The organism is Jannaschia sp. M317, assembly GCF_025141175.1.
Lineage (GTDB): Bacteria > Pseudomonadota > Alphaproteobacteria > Rhodobacterales > Rhodobacteraceae > Jannaschia.
In genome coordinates, this window is the sequence record NZ_CP081155.1 from 1,105,087 (window position 1) to 1,126,306 (window position 21,220).

24 protein-coding genes are annotated in these 21,220 nt (G+C 66.8%); 14 read left to right on the top strand and 10 right to left on the bottom strand.

The genetic code is table 11. The features are described from left to right. Positions 1–34 precede the first annotated feature (34 nt). Complete coding sequence (locus tag K3551_RS05800; RefSeq protein WP_259918452.1) at positions 35–505, bottom strand: tetratricopeptide repeat protein; 471 nt, start codon at positions 503–505, stop codon at positions 35–37. Here K3551_RS05800 and K3551_RS05805 point away from each other — a divergent pair. From K3551_RS05805 to K3551_RS05840, 8 genes are all read left to right on the top strand, one after another. Beyond that, a complete protein-coding gene (locus K3551_RS05805; protein WP_311199770.1) occupies positions 497–1,789 on the top strand; it encodes a cytochrome c peroxidase in 1,293 nt (430 codons plus the stop codon). The two genes, K3551_RS05800 and K3551_RS05805, sit on opposite strands and share 9 nt — an antisense overlap. Then, positions 1,786–2,628, top strand: coding sequence for a PfkB family carbohydrate kinase (locus tag K3551_RS05810; RefSeq protein ID WP_259918454.1), 843 nt, complete (start codon positions 1,786–1,788; stop codon positions 2,626–2,628). The genes K3551_RS05805 and K3551_RS05810 overlap by 4 nt, the downstream gene beginning before the upstream one ends. Further along, the gene (locus K3551_RS05815; protein ID WP_259918456.1) at positions 2,625–3,659 is read left to right on the top strand and encodes a tagatose 1,6-diphosphate aldolase; all 1,035 of its coding nucleotides are present in this window, start codon (positions 2,625–2,627) and stop codon (positions 3,657–3,659) included. The genes K3551_RS05810 and K3551_RS05815 overlap by 4 nt, the downstream gene beginning before the upstream one ends. Then, on the top strand, positions 3,656–4,981 hold the full coding sequence (locus K3551_RS05820; protein ID WP_259918457.1) for an L-fucose/L-arabinose isomerase family protein: 1,326 nt from the start codon (positions 3,656–3,658) through the stop codon (positions 4,979–4,981). Before K3551_RS05815 ends, K3551_RS05820 begins: the two co-directional genes overlap by 4 nt. Further along, a complete protein-coding gene (locus K3551_RS05825) occupies positions 4,978–6,072 on the top strand; it encodes a Gfo/Idh/MocA family protein (RefSeq protein ID WP_259918459.1) in 1,095 nt (364 codons plus the stop codon). Before K3551_RS05820 ends, K3551_RS05825 begins: the two co-directional genes overlap by 4 nt. An 85-nt stretch (positions 6,073–6,157) precedes the next feature. Next, positions 6,158–7,060, top strand: coding sequence for a hydroxyacid dehydrogenase (locus K3551_RS05830; RefSeq protein WP_259918461.1), 903 nt, complete (start codon positions 6,158–6,160; stop codon positions 7,058–7,060). Positions 7,061–7,068: 8 nt separating this feature from the next. After that, entirely contained in the window at positions 7,069–8,022 is a 954-nt protein-coding gene (locus K3551_RS05835; RefSeq protein ID WP_259918463.1) for an aldose epimerase family protein, read from the top strand. Positions 8,023–8,025: 3 nt separating this feature from the next. Beyond that, entirely contained in the window at positions 8,026–9,471 is a 1,446-nt protein-coding gene (locus K3551_RS05840) for an NAD-dependent succinate-semialdehyde dehydrogenase (protein ID WP_259918465.1), read from the top strand. 56 nt (positions 9,472–9,527) lie between these two features. On the opposite strand, the gene K3551_RS05845 is transcribed toward K3551_RS05840, so the two are convergent. From K3551_RS05845 to K3551_RS05865, 5 genes are read right to left on the bottom strand one after another with little or no spacing between them, the layout of a single operon-like run. After that, positions 9,528–10,016, bottom strand: coding sequence for a methylated-DNA--[protein]-cysteine S-methyltransferase (locus tag K3551_RS05845; RefSeq protein WP_259918467.1), 489 nt, complete (start codon positions 10,014–10,016; stop codon positions 9,528–9,530). After that, entirely contained in the window at positions 10,013–10,915 is a 903-nt protein-coding gene (locus K3551_RS05850; RefSeq protein WP_259919494.1) for a D-glycerate dehydrogenase, read from the bottom strand. Before K3551_RS05850 ends, K3551_RS05845 begins: the two co-directional genes overlap by 4 nt. A 47-nt stretch (positions 10,916–10,962) precedes the next feature. Further along, positions 10,963–11,298: a tRNA-binding protein gene (locus K3551_RS05855; RefSeq protein WP_259918468.1), complete on the bottom strand. Its 336-nt coding sequence runs from the start codon at positions 11,296–11,298 to the stop codon at positions 10,963–10,965. Beyond that, the gene (gene proC / locus K3551_RS05860; RefSeq protein WP_259918470.1) at positions 11,295–12,089 is read right to left on the bottom strand and encodes a pyrroline-5-carboxylate reductase; all 795 of its coding nucleotides are present in this window, start codon (positions 12,087–12,089) and stop codon (positions 11,295–11,297) included. Before proC ends, K3551_RS05855 begins: the two co-directional genes overlap by 4 nt. A gap of 53 nt (positions 12,090–12,142) precedes the next feature. Beyond that, positions 12,143–12,649 (bottom strand): YbjN domain-containing protein, encoded by a 507-nt coding sequence (locus K3551_RS05865; RefSeq protein ID WP_259918472.1) that lies wholly within the window; start codon positions 12,647–12,649, stop codon positions 12,143–12,145. Positions 12,650–12,872: 223 nt separating this feature from the next. Between K3551_RS05865 and K3551_RS05870 the strand changes: the two genes are divergently transcribed. The 3 genes from K3551_RS05870 to K3551_RS05880 are packed head-to-tail and all read left to right on the top strand — an operon-like array spanning position 12,873 to position 14,998. Next, positions 12,873–13,511 (top strand): DUF3047 domain-containing protein, encoded by a 639-nt coding sequence (locus K3551_RS05870; RefSeq protein WP_259918473.1) that lies wholly within the window; start codon positions 12,873–12,875, stop codon positions 13,509–13,511. Positions 13,512–13,556: 45 nt separating this feature from the next. Continuing rightward, positions 13,557–14,318, top strand: coding sequence for an SDR family NAD(P)-dependent oxidoreductase (locus K3551_RS05875; RefSeq protein ID WP_259918475.1), 762 nt, complete (start codon positions 13,557–13,559; stop codon positions 14,316–14,318). Beyond that, a complete protein-coding gene (locus tag K3551_RS05880; RefSeq protein WP_259918476.1) occupies positions 14,315–14,998 on the top strand; it encodes a GNAT family N-acetyltransferase in 684 nt (227 codons plus the stop codon). Before K3551_RS05875 ends, K3551_RS05880 begins: the two co-directional genes overlap by 4 nt. Here K3551_RS05880 and K3551_RS05885 read toward each other — a convergent pair. Then, positions 14,995–15,696 (bottom strand): response regulator, encoded by a 702-nt coding sequence (locus K3551_RS05885; RefSeq protein WP_259918477.1) that lies wholly within the window; start codon positions 15,694–15,696, stop codon positions 14,995–14,997. The two genes, K3551_RS05880 and K3551_RS05885, sit on opposite strands and share 4 nt — an antisense overlap. Before the next feature lie 133 nt (positions 15,697–15,829). On the opposite strand from K3551_RS05885, the gene mce reads away from it, so the two are divergent. Both mce and K3551_RS05895 read left to right on the top strand, forming a co-directional pair. Continuing rightward, positions 15,830–16,234 (top strand): methylmalonyl-CoA epimerase, encoded by a 405-nt coding sequence (gene mce / locus K3551_RS05890; protein WP_259918478.1) that lies wholly within the window; start codon positions 15,830–15,832, stop codon positions 16,232–16,234. Continuing rightward, positions 16,234–16,512: a DUF1467 family protein gene (locus K3551_RS05895; protein ID WP_259918480.1), complete on the top strand. Its 279-nt coding sequence runs from the start codon at positions 16,234–16,236 to the stop codon at positions 16,510–16,512. The genes mce and K3551_RS05895 overlap by 1 nt, the downstream gene beginning before the upstream one ends. Here the strand turns inward: K3551_RS05895 and K3551_RS05900 are convergent. Both K3551_RS05900 and K3551_RS05905 read right to left on the bottom strand, forming a co-directional pair. After that, complete coding sequence (locus tag K3551_RS05900) at positions 16,509–17,195, bottom strand: EI24 domain-containing protein (RefSeq protein WP_259918481.1); 687 nt, start codon at positions 17,193–17,195, stop codon at positions 16,509–16,511. The two genes, K3551_RS05895 and K3551_RS05900, sit on opposite strands and share 4 nt — an antisense overlap. After that, on the bottom strand, positions 17,192–17,785 hold the full coding sequence (locus tag K3551_RS05905) for a nitroreductase (protein WP_259918482.1): 594 nt from the start codon (positions 17,783–17,785) through the stop codon (positions 17,192–17,194). Before K3551_RS05905 ends, K3551_RS05900 begins: the two co-directional genes overlap by 4 nt. A gap of 93 nt (positions 17,786–17,878) precedes the next feature. On the opposite strand from K3551_RS05905, the gene K3551_RS05910 reads away from it, so the two are divergent. Then, positions 17,879–18,283, top strand: a complete 405-nt coding sequence (locus tag K3551_RS05910) for a VOC family protein (RefSeq protein WP_259918484.1) — start codon at positions 17,879–17,881, stop codon at positions 18,281–18,283. A gap of 69 nt (positions 18,284–18,352) precedes the next feature. Here K3551_RS05910 and topA read toward each other — a convergent pair whose 3' ends face one another. Further along, complete coding sequence (gene topA / locus K3551_RS05915) at positions 18,353–21,085, bottom strand: type I DNA topoisomerase (protein ID WP_259918486.1); 2,733 nt, start codon at positions 21,083–21,085, stop codon at positions 18,353–18,355. Between the last annotated feature and the right edge of the window lie 135 nt (positions 21,086–21,220).

The window sequence follows — 21,220 nt, forward strand, 5'->3', positions numbered from 1 at the left end:
TGCCAGCCCCGCAAACAATCCGTTAACGCGGGCGTCAGCGGAACGGATACATCCAGACCTTGTAGTCCCCAACCAGTTCATGGGCCTTGTTGATTTCCTCCGGCGTCATCTTCTTGATGACCTCTTCCTGGCTGATCGCCGCGTCCGGGTCGCCGCCGATGGCCGACAGGGCATACCACATGTAGGCGCGGATCAGGTCGGGCGCGGGCATCCCCAGGCCGACTTCGTAGTACCAGCCGACGCCGGACTGCGCGCCCGGGTGCCCCTTCATGGCGGACCGCAGGTACCAATCAAAGGCGCGGATCTCGTCGCGTTCGACCCCCAGGCCCAAGGCGTACATGACGCCGATCAGTTCCTCTGCGTCGGCGTTGCCGGACCGCGCCGCAGGCCAGAGCGCTTCGCGCGCCGCCGTGAACTCTCCGGTCTCCATCAGGTCGCGGGCGTCTTCGATATCGGCCGTCGCGGGCGTCGCCAGAAGCAGGGCGGCAAGGGCAAGGTGTTTCATCGGATCCTCCTGGCCGCGACTTTGGCCACGGGTCCGGCAGTCGCGCAAGAGGTGCCGTTTCATCCCTTCGACGAAGACCTGGCGCGCGTTGGCCAGCTTCTGTTCTATGATCCGATCCTGTCGGGCAATCGCAACATTTCCTGTGCAACCTGCCACCATCACGACACCTTCAGCGGCGACGCGCTGAGCCTGGGTATCGGCGAGGGGGGGCGCGGTATCGGGCGCAAACGCACGGCGGGCGAAGGGCCGGACGCGATCCGCAAGCGGGTGCCGCGCAATGCGCCCGCCCTGTGGAACGTGGGCGCGAAGGAGTTCACGACATTCTTCCACGATGGCCGGGTTTCCCACTCAGACGCCTATGAAACCGGCTACGACAGCCCGGCCGAGGAATGGCTGCCGCAGGACATGCCGACCCTGTTGTCGGTGCAGGCGTTGTTCCCGCTGACCGCGCAGTTTGAGATGGCCGGCAACACCGGCGAAAACGAGGTGATCGGGGCCGTGCAGGACCGCATCGACCTGGGTTGGCCGATCCTGGCCAAGCGGGTCCGCACCATCCCCGCATATGGTGCGCCCCTTGCTGCGGCGTTCGATCTGGCCTCTCCCGAAGACGTCACGATCCGGCACGTCGCCATCGCGTTGGCGGATTTCATGAATTCGGAGTGGCGCAGTTTTGACAGCGCCTATGACCTTTGGCTGGCCGGGCAGGGCGATCTGACGCCTGCGCAGGATCGGGGCCGGTCCCTGTTCTTTGGGCGGGCCAATTGCGCGTCCTGCCATTCCGGGCCCCTTTTCACGGACCACGATTTCCACGCGCTGGCCTTGCCGCCCTTTGGCCCCGGACGCACGCGCCGCTTTGACCCGGTGCCCCGCGACGTGGGCCGGATGGCCGAAACGGATGATCTGGAAGATGCCTATCGTTTTCGCACGCCGAGCTTGCGGAACGTGACCCTGACCGGACCCTGGGGCCACAACGGCGCCTATCCGACGCTCGTGGGGATCGTGCGCCATCATGCCGATCCCCTGGCCGCGCTGGATGCCTGGACGCCCGCCTTGTCGGGTCTGCCCAAGGCGGACTGGCTGGCGGCGATCGACTTCGTCATCCAATCCGACACGCGCGAAATGGCGCGGGTGCGCGCGGCGGTGGACATTGCGCCCGTCGCCCTGTCGGACGCGGAGGTGGCCGACCTCGTGGCCTTCCTGCACGCGCTGGAAGGGGGCGACAGCCGCTATGGGCGATTGGGCATTCCCGACGCGGTTCCCTCGGGCCTGGAGGTGGAACGATGACGCGTCTTCTGGTCTGCGGCATTGCCGTCATGGACTATGTGCACCGGGTCGAGGCGATCCCCCAGGGCGAGGGCAAGCACCGATCCACCGCGTTCGAGCGGATCGGCGGCGGTTGTGCCGCGAACGCGGCCGTCGGCGCGGCGCGGCTGGGCGGGGACGTCACGCTGATGACACGCCTGGGCCTGGATGCCACGGGCGGCGAACTGGTGGCGATGTTTGCGGACCATGGCGTGACACAGGCCTTTGCGCGGGGCGGGCGGACACCCCTGTCGTCGGTCATGGTGGATCGCACGGGGGAACGGATGATCGTGAACTTTCCGGGTGCCGACCTGCCGATTGCGCCGCCGCCTGTGCCCGCCTTTGACGCCGTCCTGGCCGATTGCCGCTGGCCCGAGGCGACCGAGGCCGTCTTGACCGCCGCCCGAGCCGCCGGCTTGCCCGGTGTGATGGACGGCGAGAAATATACGCCGGAACCCTTGGCCGCCCTTGCCAGCCACGTGGTGTTCAGCGCCCCGGGGCTGCGCGATTTCGCGGGGATCGATGATCTGCCGCGCGCCCTGTCAGATGCCGCCGCGCGCCTGCCTGGGTTGGTCGCCTTTACCGACGGTGCCGACGGCGTCCGCTGGGCGCACGGCCCGCACGTCCCGGCCCCGCGCGTCGCACCGGTCGATACCCTGGGCGCGGGCGACGTCTGGCACGGGGCCTTTGCGCTGGCCCTGGGGCAAGGCCGCAGCCTGACCGAAGCATCCGATTTCGCCAACCGTGTCGCCGCGTTGAAATGCGCGCGGGCGGGCGGTTGGACCACCTATCCCACCCTTTCTGAACTGGAGACCTCATGACCCTGACGCTTACCCCCGGCAAGCAACTCGGCTTTCGTCGCATGTCCGACGAGGCCGGTCGCTTCAAGATGACCGCCGTGGACCAGCGCCCGCCCATCAAGAACCCCATCGCGGCAGCCCACGGAGGAGAGGCCCCCTGGGACAAGGTGGCCGAGGTCAAGACAGCCCTGATGGAGGCGCTGCAGCCGTCGTCCACCGCGATGCTGCTGGACCCGCATTATGCCATCCCTCACGGTTGGCGCGCCTTTGATGCGCGCAAGGGGTTGATCGTCACGCTGGAGGATTCGCTTTTCCGCGAAACGGGGCAGGGCCGCTATTCGGCAGAGATCGACGATTGGTCGGTGGGCAAGATCAAGCGGATGGGCGGCGATGCGGTCAAGGTTCTGGCCTGGTATCGGCCAGACATCTCTGACGAGGTGCGCATCGCGCAGGAGGATTTCGTCAAGCGCACGGGCGAGGCCTGCGCCGCACTCGACATCCCCTTCCTGTTCGAACTGCTGGTGCATCCGGTCGACAGCGACGCCGAACAGACCTCCGAATATACTGAAATGGCGACCAAACATTCCGACCACGTGCTCAAGTCGGTCGAGCATTTCGCCGGGGCCGATTATGGCGTGGACGTCTTCAAGCTGGAAAGCCCGGTCCCCGGCAAGGGCATCGAAGGCGGCGATGCGGCGGTGCAGGCGCTGTTCGACGAGATGGGGGCGCTTGCGGCGCGGCCCTGGGTCATGCTGTCGGCGGGCGCGGGCAAGGACGACTTCAAGACGGTGCTGGAATACGCCTATGCGGCCGGGGCCTCGGGCTATCTGGCGGGGCGGGCGATCTGGCTGGATGCGTTCAATGCCTGGCCTGACATGGATGCGATGCGCGCGGGCCTGACGCGCGACTCCGTGCCCTATATGGACAGTCTGAACGCCCTGACCGATGCCCGTGCGACGCCCTGGCATCAACATCAGGTCTATGGGGGCGACGGGCTTGCCTTTGTCGATGCCTCTGCCGGGTTTCGTCATGGCTATGGTGACATGCGATGAAGGTTGGGATCCTGCCGCTGGGGCGGCCCACCTTCGATGTCCCCTACGCCGAGCAGAAACTGGCGGCGATGCTGACGCAGCTGGATGCCTCTGGTCATGACATCGTCGGGCCGCGCAGCCTGCTGATGGGTCCGGATGAGGGGGCCCTGGCCGCCGTGGCGGGCGCGGATGTCCTGCTGATCCTGCAGGTCACCTTTACCGACGCGGCCTTTGCCACGCGCGCGGCGACCGGGTTCGACGGGGCGGTCGCGATCTGGGCCGTGCCAGAGCCGCGGGTGGGCGGGCGTCTGCGCCTCAACGCCTTTTGCGGGCTGAACCTCTTGTCCCATGCGCTGGGCCTGAACGACCGCCGGTTCACCTGGGCCTATGGCGACGAAGTGGACCTGGACGCGTTGCTGACCGGTCCCGTCGTGGCACCGCGCCACGGCGCGCCCGCCACCGCACCGGCCCGCCCGATCCGCCGTGACCTGCACATCGCGCGGATCGGGGCCCGGCCCGACGGCTTTGACACCTGCGCCTATGACAAGGACGAGCTGAGCGCCCTGACCGGCGCACGGGTGACCGAGCTGGAGCTGCCGCAGCTGTTCGACGCGGCCCGGGCCTTGCCCGACGCGGCGGTCGCGCCCTATGCGGAAAAGGCCGCCTCTTTGGGCGGCATGGACACGCTGGACAAGGGGGAACTGGACCGGTCCTTGCGGCTGGCCGGTGCGTTGAAGGGGCTGAAGGACCAGCACAATTTCGACGCCATGGCGATCCGCTGCTGGCCCGAAACCTTTACCGAATACGGTGGTGCGGTCTGTGGTCCCGTGTCGATACTGGGCGAGGCGCGGACGCCCTGCGCCTGCGAGGCGGACGTCTATGGCGCCGTCACCCAGGCGATCCTGCAAGACGTGGCCGAGGCCCCCGTCTTCCTGGCGGATCTGGTGGATATGGATGGCGAAACCGGGGTGGTCTGGCATTGCGGGCAGGCGCCTGTGTCGATGGCGGCCAAGGCCCCCGACGCGACGGTGCACACCAACCGCAAACAAGCGCTGTTGCTGGAATTTCCGTTGAAACCCGGGCGTGTAACCCTGTTCCGGCTCAGCCAGGCCTATGGGCGCAAACAGGTCATCATCGCGACCGGCGACGTGCTGGACGCGCCCATGGCCTATACCGGGACCAGCGGCACCGTCCGTTTCGACCGCGGGGCCGACCGGGTCTGTGCCGACATCATGGCCAGCGGGTTGGAACATCACATGGCGCTGGCTTACGGCGACCATGCACAGGCGCTGCGCGAGGTCGCGGCAGGGTTGAACATCGACGTGCTGGAGTTGGGCGCATGATACGCTACGGATTGATTGGCGCTGGCATGATGGGCCAGGAACATATCCGCAATATCAACCTGTTGGATGGCGCGACCGTGGCCGCCGTGGCGGACCCTGATCCGGGGATGCGGGCGCTGTCGCTGGCCACGGCCCAAGGCGGGACCGGCTATGCCGACGCCGCCGAGATGATCCGTGACGCCGACTGCGACGTCTATCTGATCGCCGCGCCCAACGACCTGCATGCGGGCATGGTGCAAAGCCTGATGGCGACGGACAAGCCGATCCTGGTGGAAAAGCCGCTGGCGACCACCAGTGCCGACTGCCGTGACCTGCTGAACATGGCCAAGGGCCGGATGGCCCCGATCTGGGTGGCCATGGAATACCGATATATGCCGCCTATTCAACGGCTTCTGCAGGCGATCGACCAGGGGGCGACGGGGGCGCCACGGATGGTCTCCATCCGGGAACACCGGTTCCCGTTTCTGCCCAAGGTCGACGACTGGAACCGGTTCAACGCCCGGACCGGCGGCACGCTTGTCGAGAAGTGCTGTCATTTCTGGGACCTGATGCGGCTGATCCTGAAATCCGACCCGGTGCGGGTCTATGCCAGCGCGGGCGTGGACGTGAACCACCGCGACGAACGCTATGCGGGTGGCATCCCCGACATCGTGGACAACGCCTATGTCGTGGTTGATTTTGCGAACGGAACCAGAGGGATGCTGGATCTGTGCATGTTTGCCGAAGGGTCCCATTGGCAGGAATTCGTGGCCGTAACCGGACCGCGCGCGCGCTGTGATGCGCTGATCCCGGGGCCCGCGCGGTTTGCCCCCGACGGGGCCCCGCGCGAGGCGGAATTCGTGACCTCGATCCGGGCATTGAAGCAAGAGGTGCGCGAAGTCGTGCACACCCCGGCAGAACTGTTGATCGCGGGCGATCACCACGGGTCGACCTTTTATCAGCATGAGCGGTTTCTGAATCTTGTGCGGGCCGGGACGGGCGTCCCGGAGGTGTCTCTGGAGGATGGATACTGGTCGGTTCTGGTGGGCGAGGCGGCCGAGGAATCGGCGCGGTCGGGGCAGGCGATCGACCTGCGGGGGCGCGGCGCGTGACGGGTGATGGACGGGTGATCCACGTCGGATCCGGGTCCGACGCGATTGGCGCAGGTTACGGCGCGAAAATGGAAAGATATGTGCGATGATCCTGATCACGGAATTCATGGACGAGGCTTGGGTCGACTGGCTGCGTGCCCGTGCCGAGGTCACCTATGAACCGGACCTGCCGGACAGGCCCGACGATCTGGCGGCACTGGCCCCGCAGGCCAGCGCGCTGATCGTCCGCAACCGGACGCAGGTGAAGGGCGCGCTGCTGCAGGCCGGGTTCACCTGTGTCGGACGGCTGGGTGTCGGGCTCGACAACATCGACATGGACGGCTGTGCCGCGCGCGGGATCGAGGTCTATCCGGCCATCGGCGCGAACACCCTGTCGGTGGCGGAATACGTTGTCACGACGGGCGCGGTCCTGCTGCGCGGGGCCTACATGATGCGACCCGAGATGGAGGCAGGTGACTGGCCGCGCGGACCTGCGGGGCAGGGGCGGGAAATCGCGGGCAAGGTTCTGGGCCTGTTGGGCTATGGCGAGATTGCACGCAAGACGGGCGCTCTGGGCCGGGCGCTGGGGATGGAGGTCGTGGCCGCCGATCCCTACGCGCGTGACTTCGACGGCGCGCGCCAGGCGGAGGCGGCAGAGGTCATGGCCGAGGCGGATCTGCTGTCGCTGCACGTGCCGTTGACCGATGAGACCCGCAACCTGATCGACGCGGACGCCCTTGCGCGGATGAAGCCGGGCGCGATCCTGGTGAATGCCGCGCGGGGCGGCGTGGTGGACGAAGGTGCGGTTTGCGATGCGCTGCGCGCAGGCCATCTGGGCGGCGCGGCGCTGGACACCTTTGCGGTGGAACCGTTGGGTGCCGACCATCCCTTTGCGGGCGTTCCGAACCTGATCCTGACGCCGCACATCGGTGGCGTCACCGCCGAGGCGAACACCCGCGTCTCCGAGATGACGGCGCGCCGGGTGGCGGCGCACCTCGGGCTGGAATAGGAAGCGATATGAGACCAAGTTTTACCATCGCGGGCCACGGCCTGACGGCGACCTTCACCGATCTGGGTGCGGTGCTGCATGATTTGCGTCTGGACGGCCATGCGCCGCCGCTGGTGCTGGGTCTGGCCGATCTGGATCACTATCCGCAGCATTCCAACTACATGGGCGCGACGGCGGGGCGCTATGCCAACCGTATCGCCAATGGCCGGTTCCAGATCGACGGCACAGCCCATCAGGCCGACACCAACTTTCGCGATCGGCACCTTCTGCACGGAGGGGCCGATGGCACCGGGCGACAGGTCTGGGACATGGTGGAGCAGGGCGACGATCACATCCGCTTTGCCATCGACCTTGCGGACGGCCATATGGGTTTTCCGGGTGCGATGCGGGTCGAGGCGACCTATCGCTGCGACCCCGGCGCCTGTCTGCGGGTCGATTACACGGCCACGACGGATGCGCCGACGCTGTGCAACTTTGCGCATCATTCCTATTGGACCCTGGACGGGCAGCCGACGGTGGCCGACCATGTGCTGAGCGTTGATGCCGACCGCTATACGCCGGTCAACGACGATCTGATCCCGACAGGTGTCGAGCCGGTCGAGGGCACGGCCTACGATTTTCGGGCGGGGCGGGGATTGGCGCAGCCGGGGCTGTTGGATCACAATCTGTGCCTGTCGGACGGACGCGTGCCCCTGCGCGAGGTGGGGCGGCTTTGGTCGACGGTCAGCGGCGTGGAAATGCGGATCGCCACGACCGAGCCGGGATTGCAGGTCTACGATGGGGCCGGATTGAACACCCAGGTGCCGGGGCTGGAGGGGCGGGTCTATCGCGCCCATGCCGGCGTCGCACTGGAGCCGCAGATCTGGCCCGACGCGCCCAATCACGACGACTTCCCCGACGCGGTGCTGCGTCCGGGCGAGACCTATCATCAGACAACCACTTTTACTTTTTCGAAAGGCTGACCCATGGCGTTCCAGGACTGGATGAAACAGGCGAACCTGATCGGCGGCGACTGGGTCGGGGCCGATAGCGGTGCCACCATCGACGTCACCAACCCGGCGGACGGGTCGGTCATCGGCACCGTGCCCAAGGCGGGCCGGGCCGAGACCGAGCGTGCGATTGCCGCCGCCAGCGCGGCCTTCGAAGGGTTCGCCGGGATGCCCCTGATGGAGCGCTGCAACCTGTTGTGGAAACTGCACGATGCGCTGATGGACCATCAGGCCGATCTGGCCGAGCTGTTGACCATCGAGATGGGCAAACCCCTGGCCGAGGCCAAGGGCGAGATCGCCATCGGCGCGCAATACGTCCGTTGGTTCGCCGAAGAGGCGCGTCGCGCCAAGGGCGAAATCGTGCCGGCCGGTGTGAACGGGCGGCGCATCCTGGTGACCAAGCATCCGATCGGGGTCGTGGGCATGATCACGCCCTGGAACTTTCCGTCGTCCATGCTGGCGCGCAAGGTGGCCCCGGCCCTGGCCGTCGGCTGCCCCATCGTGGCGAAACCCGCGACGGCCACGCCGTTCAGCGGGCTTGCCTGGGGCGCGCTGGCCGAAGAGGTCGGCTATCCGAAGGGCGTGATGAACGTCGTCACCGGCTCTGCGCGCGACATCGCGGGCGCGATGATGGACGCCTTCGCGGTGCGCAAGATCACCTTTACCGGCTCTACCGAGGTCGGCAAGGAATTGATCCGGCAGTCGGCGGACACGGTCAAGAAGGTCTCGATGGAGCTGGGCGGCAACGCGCCCTTCGTGGTCTTTGACGACGCCGATCTGGATGCGGCCGTCGAAGGCGCGATGGTGTCGAAGTTCCGCAACGCGGGCCAGACCTGCGTTTGCGCCAACCGGATGTATGTGCAGGCGGGCATCCACGATGCCTTTGTCGAAAAGCTGGTCGAAAAGACCCGCGCCATGAAGGTCGGCGACGGTTTGGAGGCGGGCGTCGAGCAGGGGCCGATGATCGACATGGATGCGGTCGAGAAGGTCGAGGAGTTCGTGGCGGATGCCAAGGCCCAGGGCGGCGAGATCGTCACCGGCGGCGCGCGCCACGCCAAGGGCGGCACCTATTTCGAACCTACCGTCGTCACCGGAGCCACTCAGGCGATGAAATTCGCCACCGAGGAAATCTTTGGCCCCCTGGCCCCGGTCTTCAAGTTCGAGACCGAGGAAGAGGCGATCGAGATGGCCAATGCCACGGTCTTTGGTCTGGCCTGCTATGCCTATACGCGCGACCTGGGCCGCGCCTTCCGCCTGAACGAGGGGCTGCAATACGGGATGATCGGCATCAACTCGGGCCTGATCACCACGGTCGAGGCACCCTTTGGCGGGGTCAAGGAATCTGGCCTCGGCAAGGAAGGCGGCTCGCAGGGGTTGGAGGACTACCTGGAGACGAAGTACGTCTGCATCGACGGCATCTGACGGGGCACCAGACTTTTGCAAAAGTCTGGTCAAAGTCTTCCAAGACTTTGATCCGCCTAGATCAAGCGGGGCTGCTCGGCCTCGAAGGACGCGCCTTCCAGTTGCAGGAGGGCGCGTTTCACGTTCAGGCCGCCGCTGAATCCGCCGATGCCGCCGTCCGCGGCCACGACGCGGTGGCAGGGGATGATGATCGGAATCGGGTTGCGACCATTGGCCTGACCCACCGCCTGCGTCCCGCCGGGTTTGCCAATGGCGCGGGCGATGTCAGCGTAGGTGCAGGTTTGGCCAAGCGGGATGTCCGTCAGGGCCTGCCAGACGGTGCGCTGGAATGGCGTCCCCTCGGGGGCGAGGGGCAGGGTGAACCTGGTCAGGCGACCATCGAAATAGGCGGTGAGCTGGGCGCGCGCCTCGGGCAGGGTGGTTGGGTCGTCGCGCCCGTCAGGCAGGTCCGCGCCGGGCCAGCACAGATGCGTCAATTCACCGTCCAGACCCGCCAGGCCAAGTGGGCCCAGCGGCGTGTCCAGGGTCGTGCGCAGGCGGGTCACACCGGGTTGGGCGGGGCCCGCCCCTCGGCGATGGCGATGGCATTGGCCAGGGCCATGCGGCCCATGTCTTCGCGAACTTCCAGAGCGGCAGTGCCGAGATGTGGCAGCAAGACGGCAGTGTCGCAGGCGCGCAGCGCCTCGGGCACCTGTGGTTCCCGTTCATAGACGTCCAGGCCCGCGCCCGCGATCTGCCGCGTTTCCAACGCCGCGATCAGGGCCGCTTCGTCCACGACATCGCCGCGCGCGATGTTCACCAGGATGGCATGGGGTTGCATCGCGCAAAGCGCGGCGGCGTCGATGATGTGACGGGTCTCGGCGGTTGCGGCGACGGCGGTCACGACGATGTCGGCGGCGGCGCAGACCTCGGCAACGGTGGCCAGCTGCACTGCGCCGTCGACGGGCTTGGGCGAGCGGTTCCAGAACACGACCTGCATGCCGAAACCGGCGGCGCAGCGGCGCGCGATGGCCTGGCCGATCCGGCCCATGCCGATGATGCCCACGGTCTTGCCCGAGACGTGCATTCCCAGCATCTGCACCGGGTGCCAGCCCTGCCATGCGCCGGCACGGACCAGGCGTTCGCCCTCGCCGGCGCGGCGCGCGGCCATCAGGATCAGGGTCATGGCGATATCGGCGGTGGCATCGGTCACCGCACCCGGAGTGTTGGTCACCACCAGACCGGCGGCGCGGGCGGCGGTGACGTCGATGTGGTTGTAGCCCACGCCGAAGTTGGCGAGGCCCCTTGCGCGGATCGGACCGTCAAAGGCCGCGGCCCCGAAGGCATCCCCCAAAGTCGGCAGGACCACATCACAGGTGGCCAGCGCGGCACGGCATTCGTCCAGATCCATCGGCTGCGTCGTGTCGCGGCAGGTCACGTCGAAGCGATCTGCGGCTGCCTGCATCACGCTGTCGGGCAGCGCGCGGGAGACGAGGAGGGTGCCAAGATCGCTCAATGCATCCGCCCCCCTTCGGGGACCTCCCGGTCCGGGCCGATCAGGACGATGTCGCCGTTGGCGTCGGGCAGGCCCAGCACCAGCACCTCGGACATGAAACGCCCGATCTGGCGGGGCGGAAAGTTGACGACGGCGGTCACCTGTTTGCCCACCAGAGTTTCGGGATCGTAATGCGCGGTGACCTGGGCGGAGGTCTTGCGTTCGCCGATCTCTCCTCCGAAGTCGATCCACATCTTGATCGCGGGTTTGCGCGCCTCAGGGTAGGGTTCGGCGCGGGTGACGCGGCCGACACGGACGTCCACCTTGAGGAAATCGTCGAAGTCGATGGTCATGCCCGCAGCTCCCGCGATCTGTCGGCGGCGGCGGCGACGGTGCGTTTCATCAGGTCGGGCAGTTCGGGCATCAGAACCTCCAACCCGGCTTGGGTGGTGCCATTGGGACTGGTGACGTTGATCCGCAACTGCGCGGGGTCTTCGCCCGTCATCGCCAGCGCGCCGGACCCGGCGACGGTGGCGCGCGCCAGTTGCAGCGCAAGATCCGGTGTCAGGCCCTGCGCCTCGCCTGCGGCGGCCAGGGTTTCGATCATGTGGAACACATAGGCCGGACCAGAGCCGGACAGCCCGGTGACCGCGTCCATTTGGTCTTCGTGGGTCAGGCGCACAACCTGTCCCACGGCGGCGAGGATCCCCTGGGCCAGGTCCAGATCGTCAGGTGTGGTGGCGCCATTGCCGATGATCGCCGTGATGCCCTGCCCCACGGCGGCGGGCGTGTTGGGCATGGCACGAACGATCCGGGAGTGTGCGCCAAAGGCCGCCTCGTAGGCCGCGATCGGGGTGCCCGCGGCAACCGTCACGAACAGCGTCCCTGGCAGCCCCTGCAATGCGGGCAGGGCGTCGCCCATCATCTGCGGCTTGACCGCGATCAACGCAAAGGCCGGGGCGGCGGGCAGGTCGGCATTGATCCGCACCCCGGTGCCCTGCACCCAGTCGGAGGGATGGGGGTCCAGCACCGTCACCGCGCCGGGATCCAGCCCCCGGTCCAGCCAGCCCGCCAACATGGCGGACCCCATCTTGCCGCACCCAAGCAGGACCACGCCCCGCGCATTGATGTCTGAAAAGTCCATGCGTCCTCCGGTTTCGCCGCGCAGTCTAGGCGTGGCGGCGAAGGGGGGAAAGGTCAGGCGTGGCCATAGGCCTCGGCGATGGCGACCTGCATGGCATCGACGGGTTTGCGCCCGCCCCAGCAGACCAGTTGAAACGCCGGATAGTACCGTTCGCCCGCCAGGATCGCCTCGGCGACGATGGCGTTGATCTGGTCGACCTCGGCACAGGCCCCGCCCGCCAGGATCAGACCGTAGCGGTAGACCATCATCTTTTGCTCGGGCCAAAAGCTGAAGGCTCCGGCCCAGCATTCATCATTGGCGAGGTTCAGCACTTCGTAGAGGCCGGGCAGGCTGTCTTCGGGGGGCTGCATCTCGAAGCAGCAGACAAGGCGCAGGGTTTCATCCGCCTCGGACCAGGCCAGGGTGACGGAATAGCTGCGCCACTGGCCCTCGACCACCATGGAAATCTGGTCCTCGCCCACCCGGTCGAAGTCCCATTCATGGCTTTCGGCCACCGTCTCGACCAGGTCGATCGGATGAAGATCCCCGGTCTGAGAAAATTGCTGCCTCTGGTGGAGCATGTCTTGCCCTCTCGCTCGTTCGCTAGAACTTGTTGGCGCGACCATCCTTATGACGGCGGCCCCCACGTCCTACCAGATATGGTGGAGCGGTGCGGGGCGCCTGTAAAGCCCGCAGAACGGGTTACCCACAGGAATCACAAGCATTTGCGCGTTTTTGCGCTGTTTCCGGGCTGTCACGGCCTTGTGACGGGGTCGCACGGGGGCGGTGCCCTATCTCTGGCGCATGAAACACCTGCTTCCCGTGGCGCTTGCCGCCTGCCTCGCCCTGCCCGCCACCGCCGCGCCGCTGTCCTTTGACGGCAGCTGGAAAGAGCAGGGGTTCCTGCGCTTTTCCAGCAACGACTACGGACAGGGGGGATCGACCCTGCAAGTGGTCTCGGACGGCACCGTTTCGCTTTTGTGGAAGGCGGTGCCAGAGGCGCAGCGCGGCGCGACGCGCGCTTCCTGGGGGTGGGCGGTGGCCGAGGGCGTGCCCGCGACGGACCTGCGGCGCAAGGGCGGGGACGATCGGAACCTGGCGATCTATTTTGCCTGGACCGACGCGGAAACGGCGGCCACGGCAAACCCGTCTCGGGCCACGCGCCTGCTGCGCAACCCCGGCACCCGCGTTCTGGTCTATGTCTGGGGCGACGACGATGCGCGCGGCACGATCCAGCAAAGCCCCTATCTGGCGGGCTTGCGCACGGTCGTCCTGCGCCCGGCGGGCACCGGACAATTCGTCGAGCAGGTCGATCTGGCGGCTGACTACGCACGGGCCTTCGGCGGTGCGCCGGGCGTCTTGCTGGGCGTGGGCATCTCGGCGGACAGCGATGATACGGACGGCCGGATCCGTGCGTCGATCACGGCACCCGACTTGCGCTAGGTCGCGGGGCGCGTAGTGTGCGCGTCGAACAGACCGGGGAATGTCATGGACCTGAACACCTGCGTAGCGGCCATCACCGGCGGGGCCGGGGGGCTGGGTGCCGCGACCGCGCGGCACATCGCGGCGGCCGGTGGACGCGTTGCGATCCTGGACCTTGATGGGGACCGGGGACGGGCCCTGGCGGATGAGGTCGGCGGCACCTTCCACAGCCTCGACGTCACCGACGCCGCGGCCTGTGCCGACGTTCTGGCCGAGGTTGCGGGTGACGGGCGGCTTGACCTGATGGTCAACTGCGCGGGCATCGCGCCAGGGGCCAAGACGGTCGGAAAACACGGGGCCCATGATCCTGCGCTGTTCCAGAAAACCATTGCCATCAACCTGCTGGGCACCTTCAATTGCGCCAGCGCCGCGGCCGCGATCATGGCGCGGCAGGACGGGCGCGGCCCGGACGCGGAGCGGGGCGTGATCGTCAACACCGCCTCGGTCGCCGCCTTCGAGGGGCAGATCGGACAGGTCGCCTATGCCGCGTCCAAGGGCGGGGTCGCGGGCATGACCCTACCGATGGCGCGCGATCTGGCTGGGCTGGGAATCCGGGTGGTGGCCATTGCGCCCGGGCTGTTCCTGACGCCGATGCTGGAGGGCCTGCCGCAGGAGGTACAGGACAGTCTGGGCGCGCAGGTTCCCTACCCATCGCGGCTGGGCAAACCGGCGGAATTCGCGATGCTGGTGGGGCAGGTGGCCGAGAACACGATGTTGAACGGAACAGTTCTGCGCCTGGACGGAGCAATCCGCATGGCTCCGAGATGAGCCCGCGTCCCGACCTGACCCAGTGGCAGCCACCGGTGTTCGAATTGCCAGAGGTTCTGGAAGGTGCGCATGCCCGGTTGGAGCCACTGTCGTTCGATACCCACACGGAGGCGCTGCACCAGGCCAATCTGGCCGATGCTGCCATGTGGCGGTTCCTGCCCTATGGGCCGTTTCCGTCATTCGCGGCCTATCGGGGGTGGGCGGTTGGCGCATCGGTGTCCGAGGATCCGGCTTTTGTGGCGATCCGGGGGGCGGCTGGCTGGACCGGGGTCGCGGCCTTCATGCGGATCGACGAGGCCAATGGCGTGATCGAGATTGGCAATATCGCCTATTCGTCGGCCCTGCAGCGGACCGTGGCCGCGACCGAGGCCCTGCATCTGATGATCGACCATTGTTTTTCAAGCGGTTTCCGCCGCCTGGAGTGGAAGTGCAATGCCGCCAACGCGCCCAGTCGCCGCGCGGCGGAGCGGTTGGGCTTTACCTACGAGGGCACCTTTCGGCAGCATATGATCGTCAAGGGCGCGAACAGGGACACTGCCTGGTTCTCGATGTTGGATCATGAGTGGGAACGGATCTATCCCGCCCACCGGGCTTGGCTTGCCCCCGACAATTTCGACGCCGAAGGGCGGCAGAAGCAGTCGTTGGCCGATCTGACGGCCGGAGTGCTGCGCGGCGACTAGATCACCCGACGCGTGGTCGGAAGCCGCGCCTCGATCAAGGCGCGCAACTCGGGGCGAATGTCGTCGCGGTCGCGGGCGGCCAGGGTGCGGGAACGGATCAGCAATTCGTTGTCGTGGCCGGTTCGTGCCAACCCTTGCAGGAAATCGGCGACGAAGACGGGTTTGACGTTGTCATCTTCCAGCAGGCGACCCGCGTAGACCAGATCGTCGGACAGCGCGAGACGGTCCGGCTCGACCTGCTCGGAGCCGACGGGTCGCAGGCCCCGGGGCCAGTCGTCGCGGGGCATGTGGCACAGGATCGTCTGCTGAAAGGCCGCGAGCGATTCAATCGGTTTGGGCAGAAAGCCATCGGCCCCGGCGTCGAGGCAGTCAAGCTCCACCTCCTCCCTCGGGCGGCCGGAGGTGGCCAGGATGACCTGTGGGCGTTGGGTCGCGCGGTGCAGCCGCTGGATCAGGTCAAGACCAGAGCCGTCAGGCAAGCCCAGATCGACGATCGCCACCCCCGCGCGATAGGTTTCCAGGTGGCGGCGGGCGGACGCCAGGCAGTCGGCCCGTCTGATCCGCGCGCCCGAGCGCAGCGCCAAAAGGCGGACCGCCTCAGAGGCGTAGCGGCTGTCCTCGACCAGCAGAACGGTTGTACCCAGCAGCGGCCTTTGTGGGGTCGGGGCCGGGCGGGCCAGAATGTCCATCGTGTCCATTGATTCGCCTCCACAGAGTTTCCAGCAGCATGGCGGATCAGCCCTAACGGATCGTAAACGCGGCACCCTGTCCTGTTGCCGGGACGACGCGGGCGGCACATAAGGCCGCAGACTTTTGCCCAGGAGGCCCGCCATGATCGGCAAGCTGAACCACGTCGCCATAGCCGTCCCGGATCTGGAGGCCGCCGCCGCGCAGTATCGCGACACGCTGGGTGCCCATGTGAACCCGCCCCAGGACGAGCCCGACCACGGCGTCACCGTCGTCTTCATCGAGCTGCCGAATACCAAGATCGAATTGTTGTATCCGCTGGGCGAGAACAGCCCGATCCAGGGCTTTCTCGACAAGAATCCGTCGGGCGGCATCCACCACATCTGCTACGAGGTCGACGACATCCTGGCCGCGCGCGACAAGCTGCAGGCGTCGGGCGCGCGGGTGCTGGGCACGGGCGAGCCGAAGATCGGGGCCCACGGCAAGCCGGTCCTGTTCCTGCACCCCAAGGATTTCACCGGAACGCTGGTAGAGCTGGAACAAGTCTGATGGGTGTCTTTTCCGCAATCGTCGTTTTCATGATGATCTGGGCTATGGTCTTCATGCTTGGCCTGCAAGTCGGTCAGGACACCCAGGGCGACCGGGGAGAGCGGTCGCCGGGCACCCATGCCTCGACCCCCGCGAACCCGATCGGCGTCTACCGCCGCATCGCCTGGGCCACGGGGATCACCCTGGTCCTTTGGGTGCCGCTGGTCTGGTTCATCACTTCGGGGCAGTTGACCATCGACGATCTGCGCCGCTGGACCGGGCGCGACGTGCCGGGCTAGCGCCCCGACAGCCGGTGGAACAGGTGGGTAAAGGTCGCCGCCCCCACCACCGGCACCAGCAGGTTCACCACCGGGATCGACAGCGGGATCGCCATCAACACGCCGGTCAGCCAGATTTCGCCCCGGTGCTTGCTGCGAAAGGCGCGGGCCTCGGCCGGGGGCAGGTGTCGCGCAGCGCTCATCTGTGCATATTCACGGCCCAACAGAAAGCCGTTGACCCCCCAGAACAGCAGCAGCGCGATCGGGGCCAGAACCAGGTAGGCAATCAGCGCCAGCAGGTTGATACCGACCACCAGGCCCAGAAAACTGGCGCTTTCGCGCAGCGCCTCGCTCAGCGGTTGCGGGCGCGGTGCGGGCAGGTTCGGATAGTGACGATCCTCGACCGCATCGGCGATCCGATCCAGGAACAGGCCGGTAAACGCCGAGGCCACCGGCACCATCAGAAACACCGACGCCAGCAGGGTGACCGGGATGACGGCGATGCCGGCCACGTCGTTCAGCCAGGTCACCTCGCCCAGCCACGGGAGGGTCACAGCGGGCCCGACCAGCCAGTTCACCAGCCAGATCAGTACCAGCGAAAAGCCCAGCAGAAGGCCCGCCGACAGGCCGACGCCCGTCAGCAGAACGCGGCGAAACCGGGGGTCGCTGAGCTGGCCCAGGGCCTTGAGCGCGTCCCCGATCATGCCCCGACCCACTGCGTCTTGGTCGACAGGTCCGGGCGCGGGCGATCCGTCGGAACCGGGCCTTCGGTGCCGAGCACGATATAGCCGGCGACCCATTCCGTCGGCGCAAGGGACAGCCCTTCGGACAGGAAGTCCCGATCCGTCGACATCCAGCCCGACAGCCAGTTTGCCCCCCAGCCAGAGGCCAGGGCGGCGTTGACGAGGCCCAGGCAAACCGCGCCGGCGCTGAGCACCTGTTCGACCTGAGGGATCTTGTCGGAGGGCACGGGGGCCGCCACGACGGCGACCATCAGCGGGGCGTCACGGAACATGGCGGCGTTCTTTGGCAGCTTTTCGCCGTCGCGGCCCTGAGCATGGCCCAGCCGGTCGGTCAGGTCGGCCAACCGCGTCAGGGCGGCCCCTTGCAGGACGATCAGGCGCCAGGGTTCCAACTTGCCATGATCGGGGACGCGCAACGCGGCCTCCAGGATCGGGGTCAGTTCCGCACGGTCGGGCGCGGGGCCTGTCAGGGTCTTGGCAGGGCGGGACCGGCGGGAGCAGAGAAACTGCATCACTTCGGGGCGGGGCGTCAGGCGTGCGGGTGTTGTCATGGCGTCCATGTCGCAACGGCGCACGCAACATTCAAGCTTGGCGGTGACGGTCCTGCGACTAGGGTGGTGCGAAACACAAACGGGGGACGATCCATGCAGATCGACAGCATTCACCACGCGGGCCTGTCCGTGTCCGATTTCGACGCCGCGGTCGCCTGGTGGGGGCGACATTTTGGCTTTGCCCTGCTGGCGGAATGGGGCGATCCCGCCCTGCGCATGGGGCTGATCGGCAAGGGGGGCATCCATCTGGAACTGTTCTGCAAGCAGGGTGCCACGCCCGGACCAGACGAGGCGCAGAGCGTACCCGAGAGTTTCGGGCAGCGCGGGTGGAAACACCTGGCCTTTGCGGTGCCCGATCTGGAAAGCAGCATCGAGTCGCTGCGCGCGGCGGGCGTCGAGATTATCGTCGATCCCGTGCGCGACGCGCCGCCGGGCTATAGCTACGCGTTCTTTCGTGACCCGGACGGCAACCAGGTGGAACTGGTCGAACTGCCCTGACGACGGCCACCGGCGGACCCAGACTTTTGGAAAAGTCTGGGCAAATCCTTCGAAGGATTTGCGCCCGCGTCAGGCGTCGTCGGTCTTTTTGGTCGCAGCTTTCCTGGCGGGTGCCTTTTTGGCCGCGGGCTTTTTCGCGGCTGTTTTCTTTGGCGCGGCCTTCTTCTTGGCCGGGGCCTTCTTGCCGGCCTTGGCCGCACGCTCGGCGATCAAGTCGACCGCCTGGGCCATCGTCACGTCTTCGGGGGCGGTTCCCTTGGGGATCGTCGCGTTGATCTTTTCCCATTTGACGTAGGGGCCATAGCGCCCCTCCATGATATTCACGGGGCCGCCGCCTTCGGGATGTTCGCCCAGGGATTTCAGCGGCGCCGCCGCCGTGCGCCCGCGCCCGCGCGGGTTGGCGCGTTTTTCGGCCAGAACCTCGACCGCACGGTTCATGCCGATGGTAAAGACCTCTTCCTCATCGGGCAGGTTTGCGTAGACCGGCTTGGCGTCGTCGGGACCCTTGTGCATCACGTAGGGTCCATAGCGGCCCAGATTCGTCTCGATCGGTTGACCGTCTTCGGGGTGGGTGCCCACAAGACGCGGCAGGCTCAGCAGTTGCATCGCGCGGTCGAAATCCACGACGTCGGGCGCCCAGCTTTTGGGCAGGGACGACCGCTTGGGTTTCGGATTGTCCTCGGCCTTTTCGCCCAGCTGCACGTAGGGGCCGAACCGGCCCGATTTCAGCCAGACCTCCAGCCCGCTTTCAGGCTCGATCCCGAGCATCTTCTCATCGCCCGATTGCTCCCCTTCCATGCCCGGAGGGCCGAAGGGCCGGGTGTAGCGGCATTCCGGATAGCTGGAGCAGCCGATGAAGGCCCCGCCCGACCGCGCGGTGCGCATCGACAGGCGGCCTTCCTCGCATTTCGGGCACAGGCGGCGGTCGCGGCCATCCTCGCGTTCGGGGAACAGGTGCGGTTCCAGCACCTCGTTGATCTTCTCCAGAACGTCGGTGATCCGCAGCTCTGCCGTTTCGTCCACGGCAGCCTTGAAGTCGCGCCAGAAGCGGGCGAGCACGTCCTTGTAGTCGGCTTCGCCTGCGGACACGTGGTCCAGCTCGTCCTCCAGCCCGGCGGTGAAGTCGTAGCCGACGTATTTGCGGAAATAGTTCGACAGAAAGACCGTCACCAACCGTCCCTGATCTTGCGGGATCAGGCGGTTGCCGTCCTTTTGCACATAACCGCGGTCGACGATCGTGCCCAGGATTGACGCATAGGTCGAGGGGCGCCCGATCCCCAGCTCTTCCATCTTCTTGACCAGCGTCGCCTCGGTGTAGCGGGGCGGGGGCTGGGTGAAGCTTTGCTGGCCGAGCACGGCCCCGTCGCCCGACAGGCGCGCGTTGGTCGGTTCGGCGTCGCCCATCAAGGTGTCGGCCTTGGGATCGTTTTCGGCCAGCTTGTCGAAGTCGGGGCGCAGGCCGTTTGCATGTTTCTTGGCCACGTCGCCCTGATGAATGGCGGGCAGACGGCGGTCGTCGCCGTCGTCGGCGTCATCGTCGCGCCCTTCGGTATAGACCTTCATGAAGCCGTCGAAGACCACGACCTGACCATTGGCGCGCAGCTCGACCTGGTTGTCCGCGCTGCCGATGGTGACGACGGTGCGTTCCAGGCGCGCGGCCTCCATCTGGCTGGCCAGCGTCCGCTTCCAGATCAGATCATAGAGCTTCTTTTGTTCGCCATCGAGGCGCAGATCGTCGGCGGCCTTGGACATGTCGGTAGGCCGGATACATTCGTGCGCTTCCTGGGCGTTCTTGGCCTTGTTCTTGTAGATGCGCGGGCTGGACGGGACATAGCTGTCGCCATAGCGGGCGGCGATGGCGCCGCGTGCTTCGGCCACCGCTTCGGGGGCCATGTCGATGCCGTCGGTTCGCATGTAGGTGATGTGCCCGGCCTCATAGAGACGCTGGGCGGTACCCATGGCGGCCTTGGCCCCCATGCCGAACTTGCGGCTGGCCTCCTGCTGCAGGGTGGAGGTCATGAAGGGCGGGCTGGGATTGCGCGAGGCGGGCTTGGCCTCGACCCCCGTGACGGTCAGATCGCGGCTGGCCACGGCCTGCACGGCCAGCTCGGCCGAGGTGGCGTCCTTGAAGGTGAACCGTTCGACCTTGTCGCCCGCAAGCGATACCAGGCGCGCCTCGAAGGTCTGGCCACGCGGTGTTTCCAGGACGGCCCGGACGGTCCAGTATTCCTGGGGATCAAAGGCCTCTATCTCCATCTCGCGCTCGACGATCAGGCGCAGGCACACCGATTGCACCCGGCCCGCCGATTTCGAACCGGGCAGTTTGCGCCAGAGCACCGGCGACAAGGTGAAGCCGACCAGATAGTCCAGCGCGCGTCGTGCCAGGTAGGCGTGCACCAAGGGGGTGTCGATTTCACGCGGGTTGGCAATCGCCTCCTGCACGGCCTTTTTGGTGATGGCGTTGAAGGCGACCCGGCTGACCGGCATGTCCTTCTTGATGCCGCGCCGATTCAGCAGGGTTTCCTGCAGGTGCCAGGAAATCGCCTCGCCCTCGCGGTCGGGGTCGGTGGCGAGGATCAGGTTCGGGTCGTCGGCCAGCGCATCGGCGATGTCCTTGATCCGCTTCTTGCTGTCGGCGGGCACCTCCCACGTCATGTCAAAGCCGTTCTCGGTATCGACGGAGCCGTCCTTGCCCACTAGGTCGCGGACGTGGCCGTAACTGGCGAGAACGGTGTAATCCTTGCCCAGATATCCGTTGATGGTCTTGGCTTTGGCCGGGGATTCGACGACGACAACGGGCATGTTTGCGGGACCTCGGGGTGGTTCTGGATTGGCGTCATGGACCCTTCCGGCGGGGCCCATAGGCGGGGGACTCATGTGGCGAGCGTCCCATGATTGTCAATGCCATGGGCGGACGACGGTCAAAAGGGCGGGGTG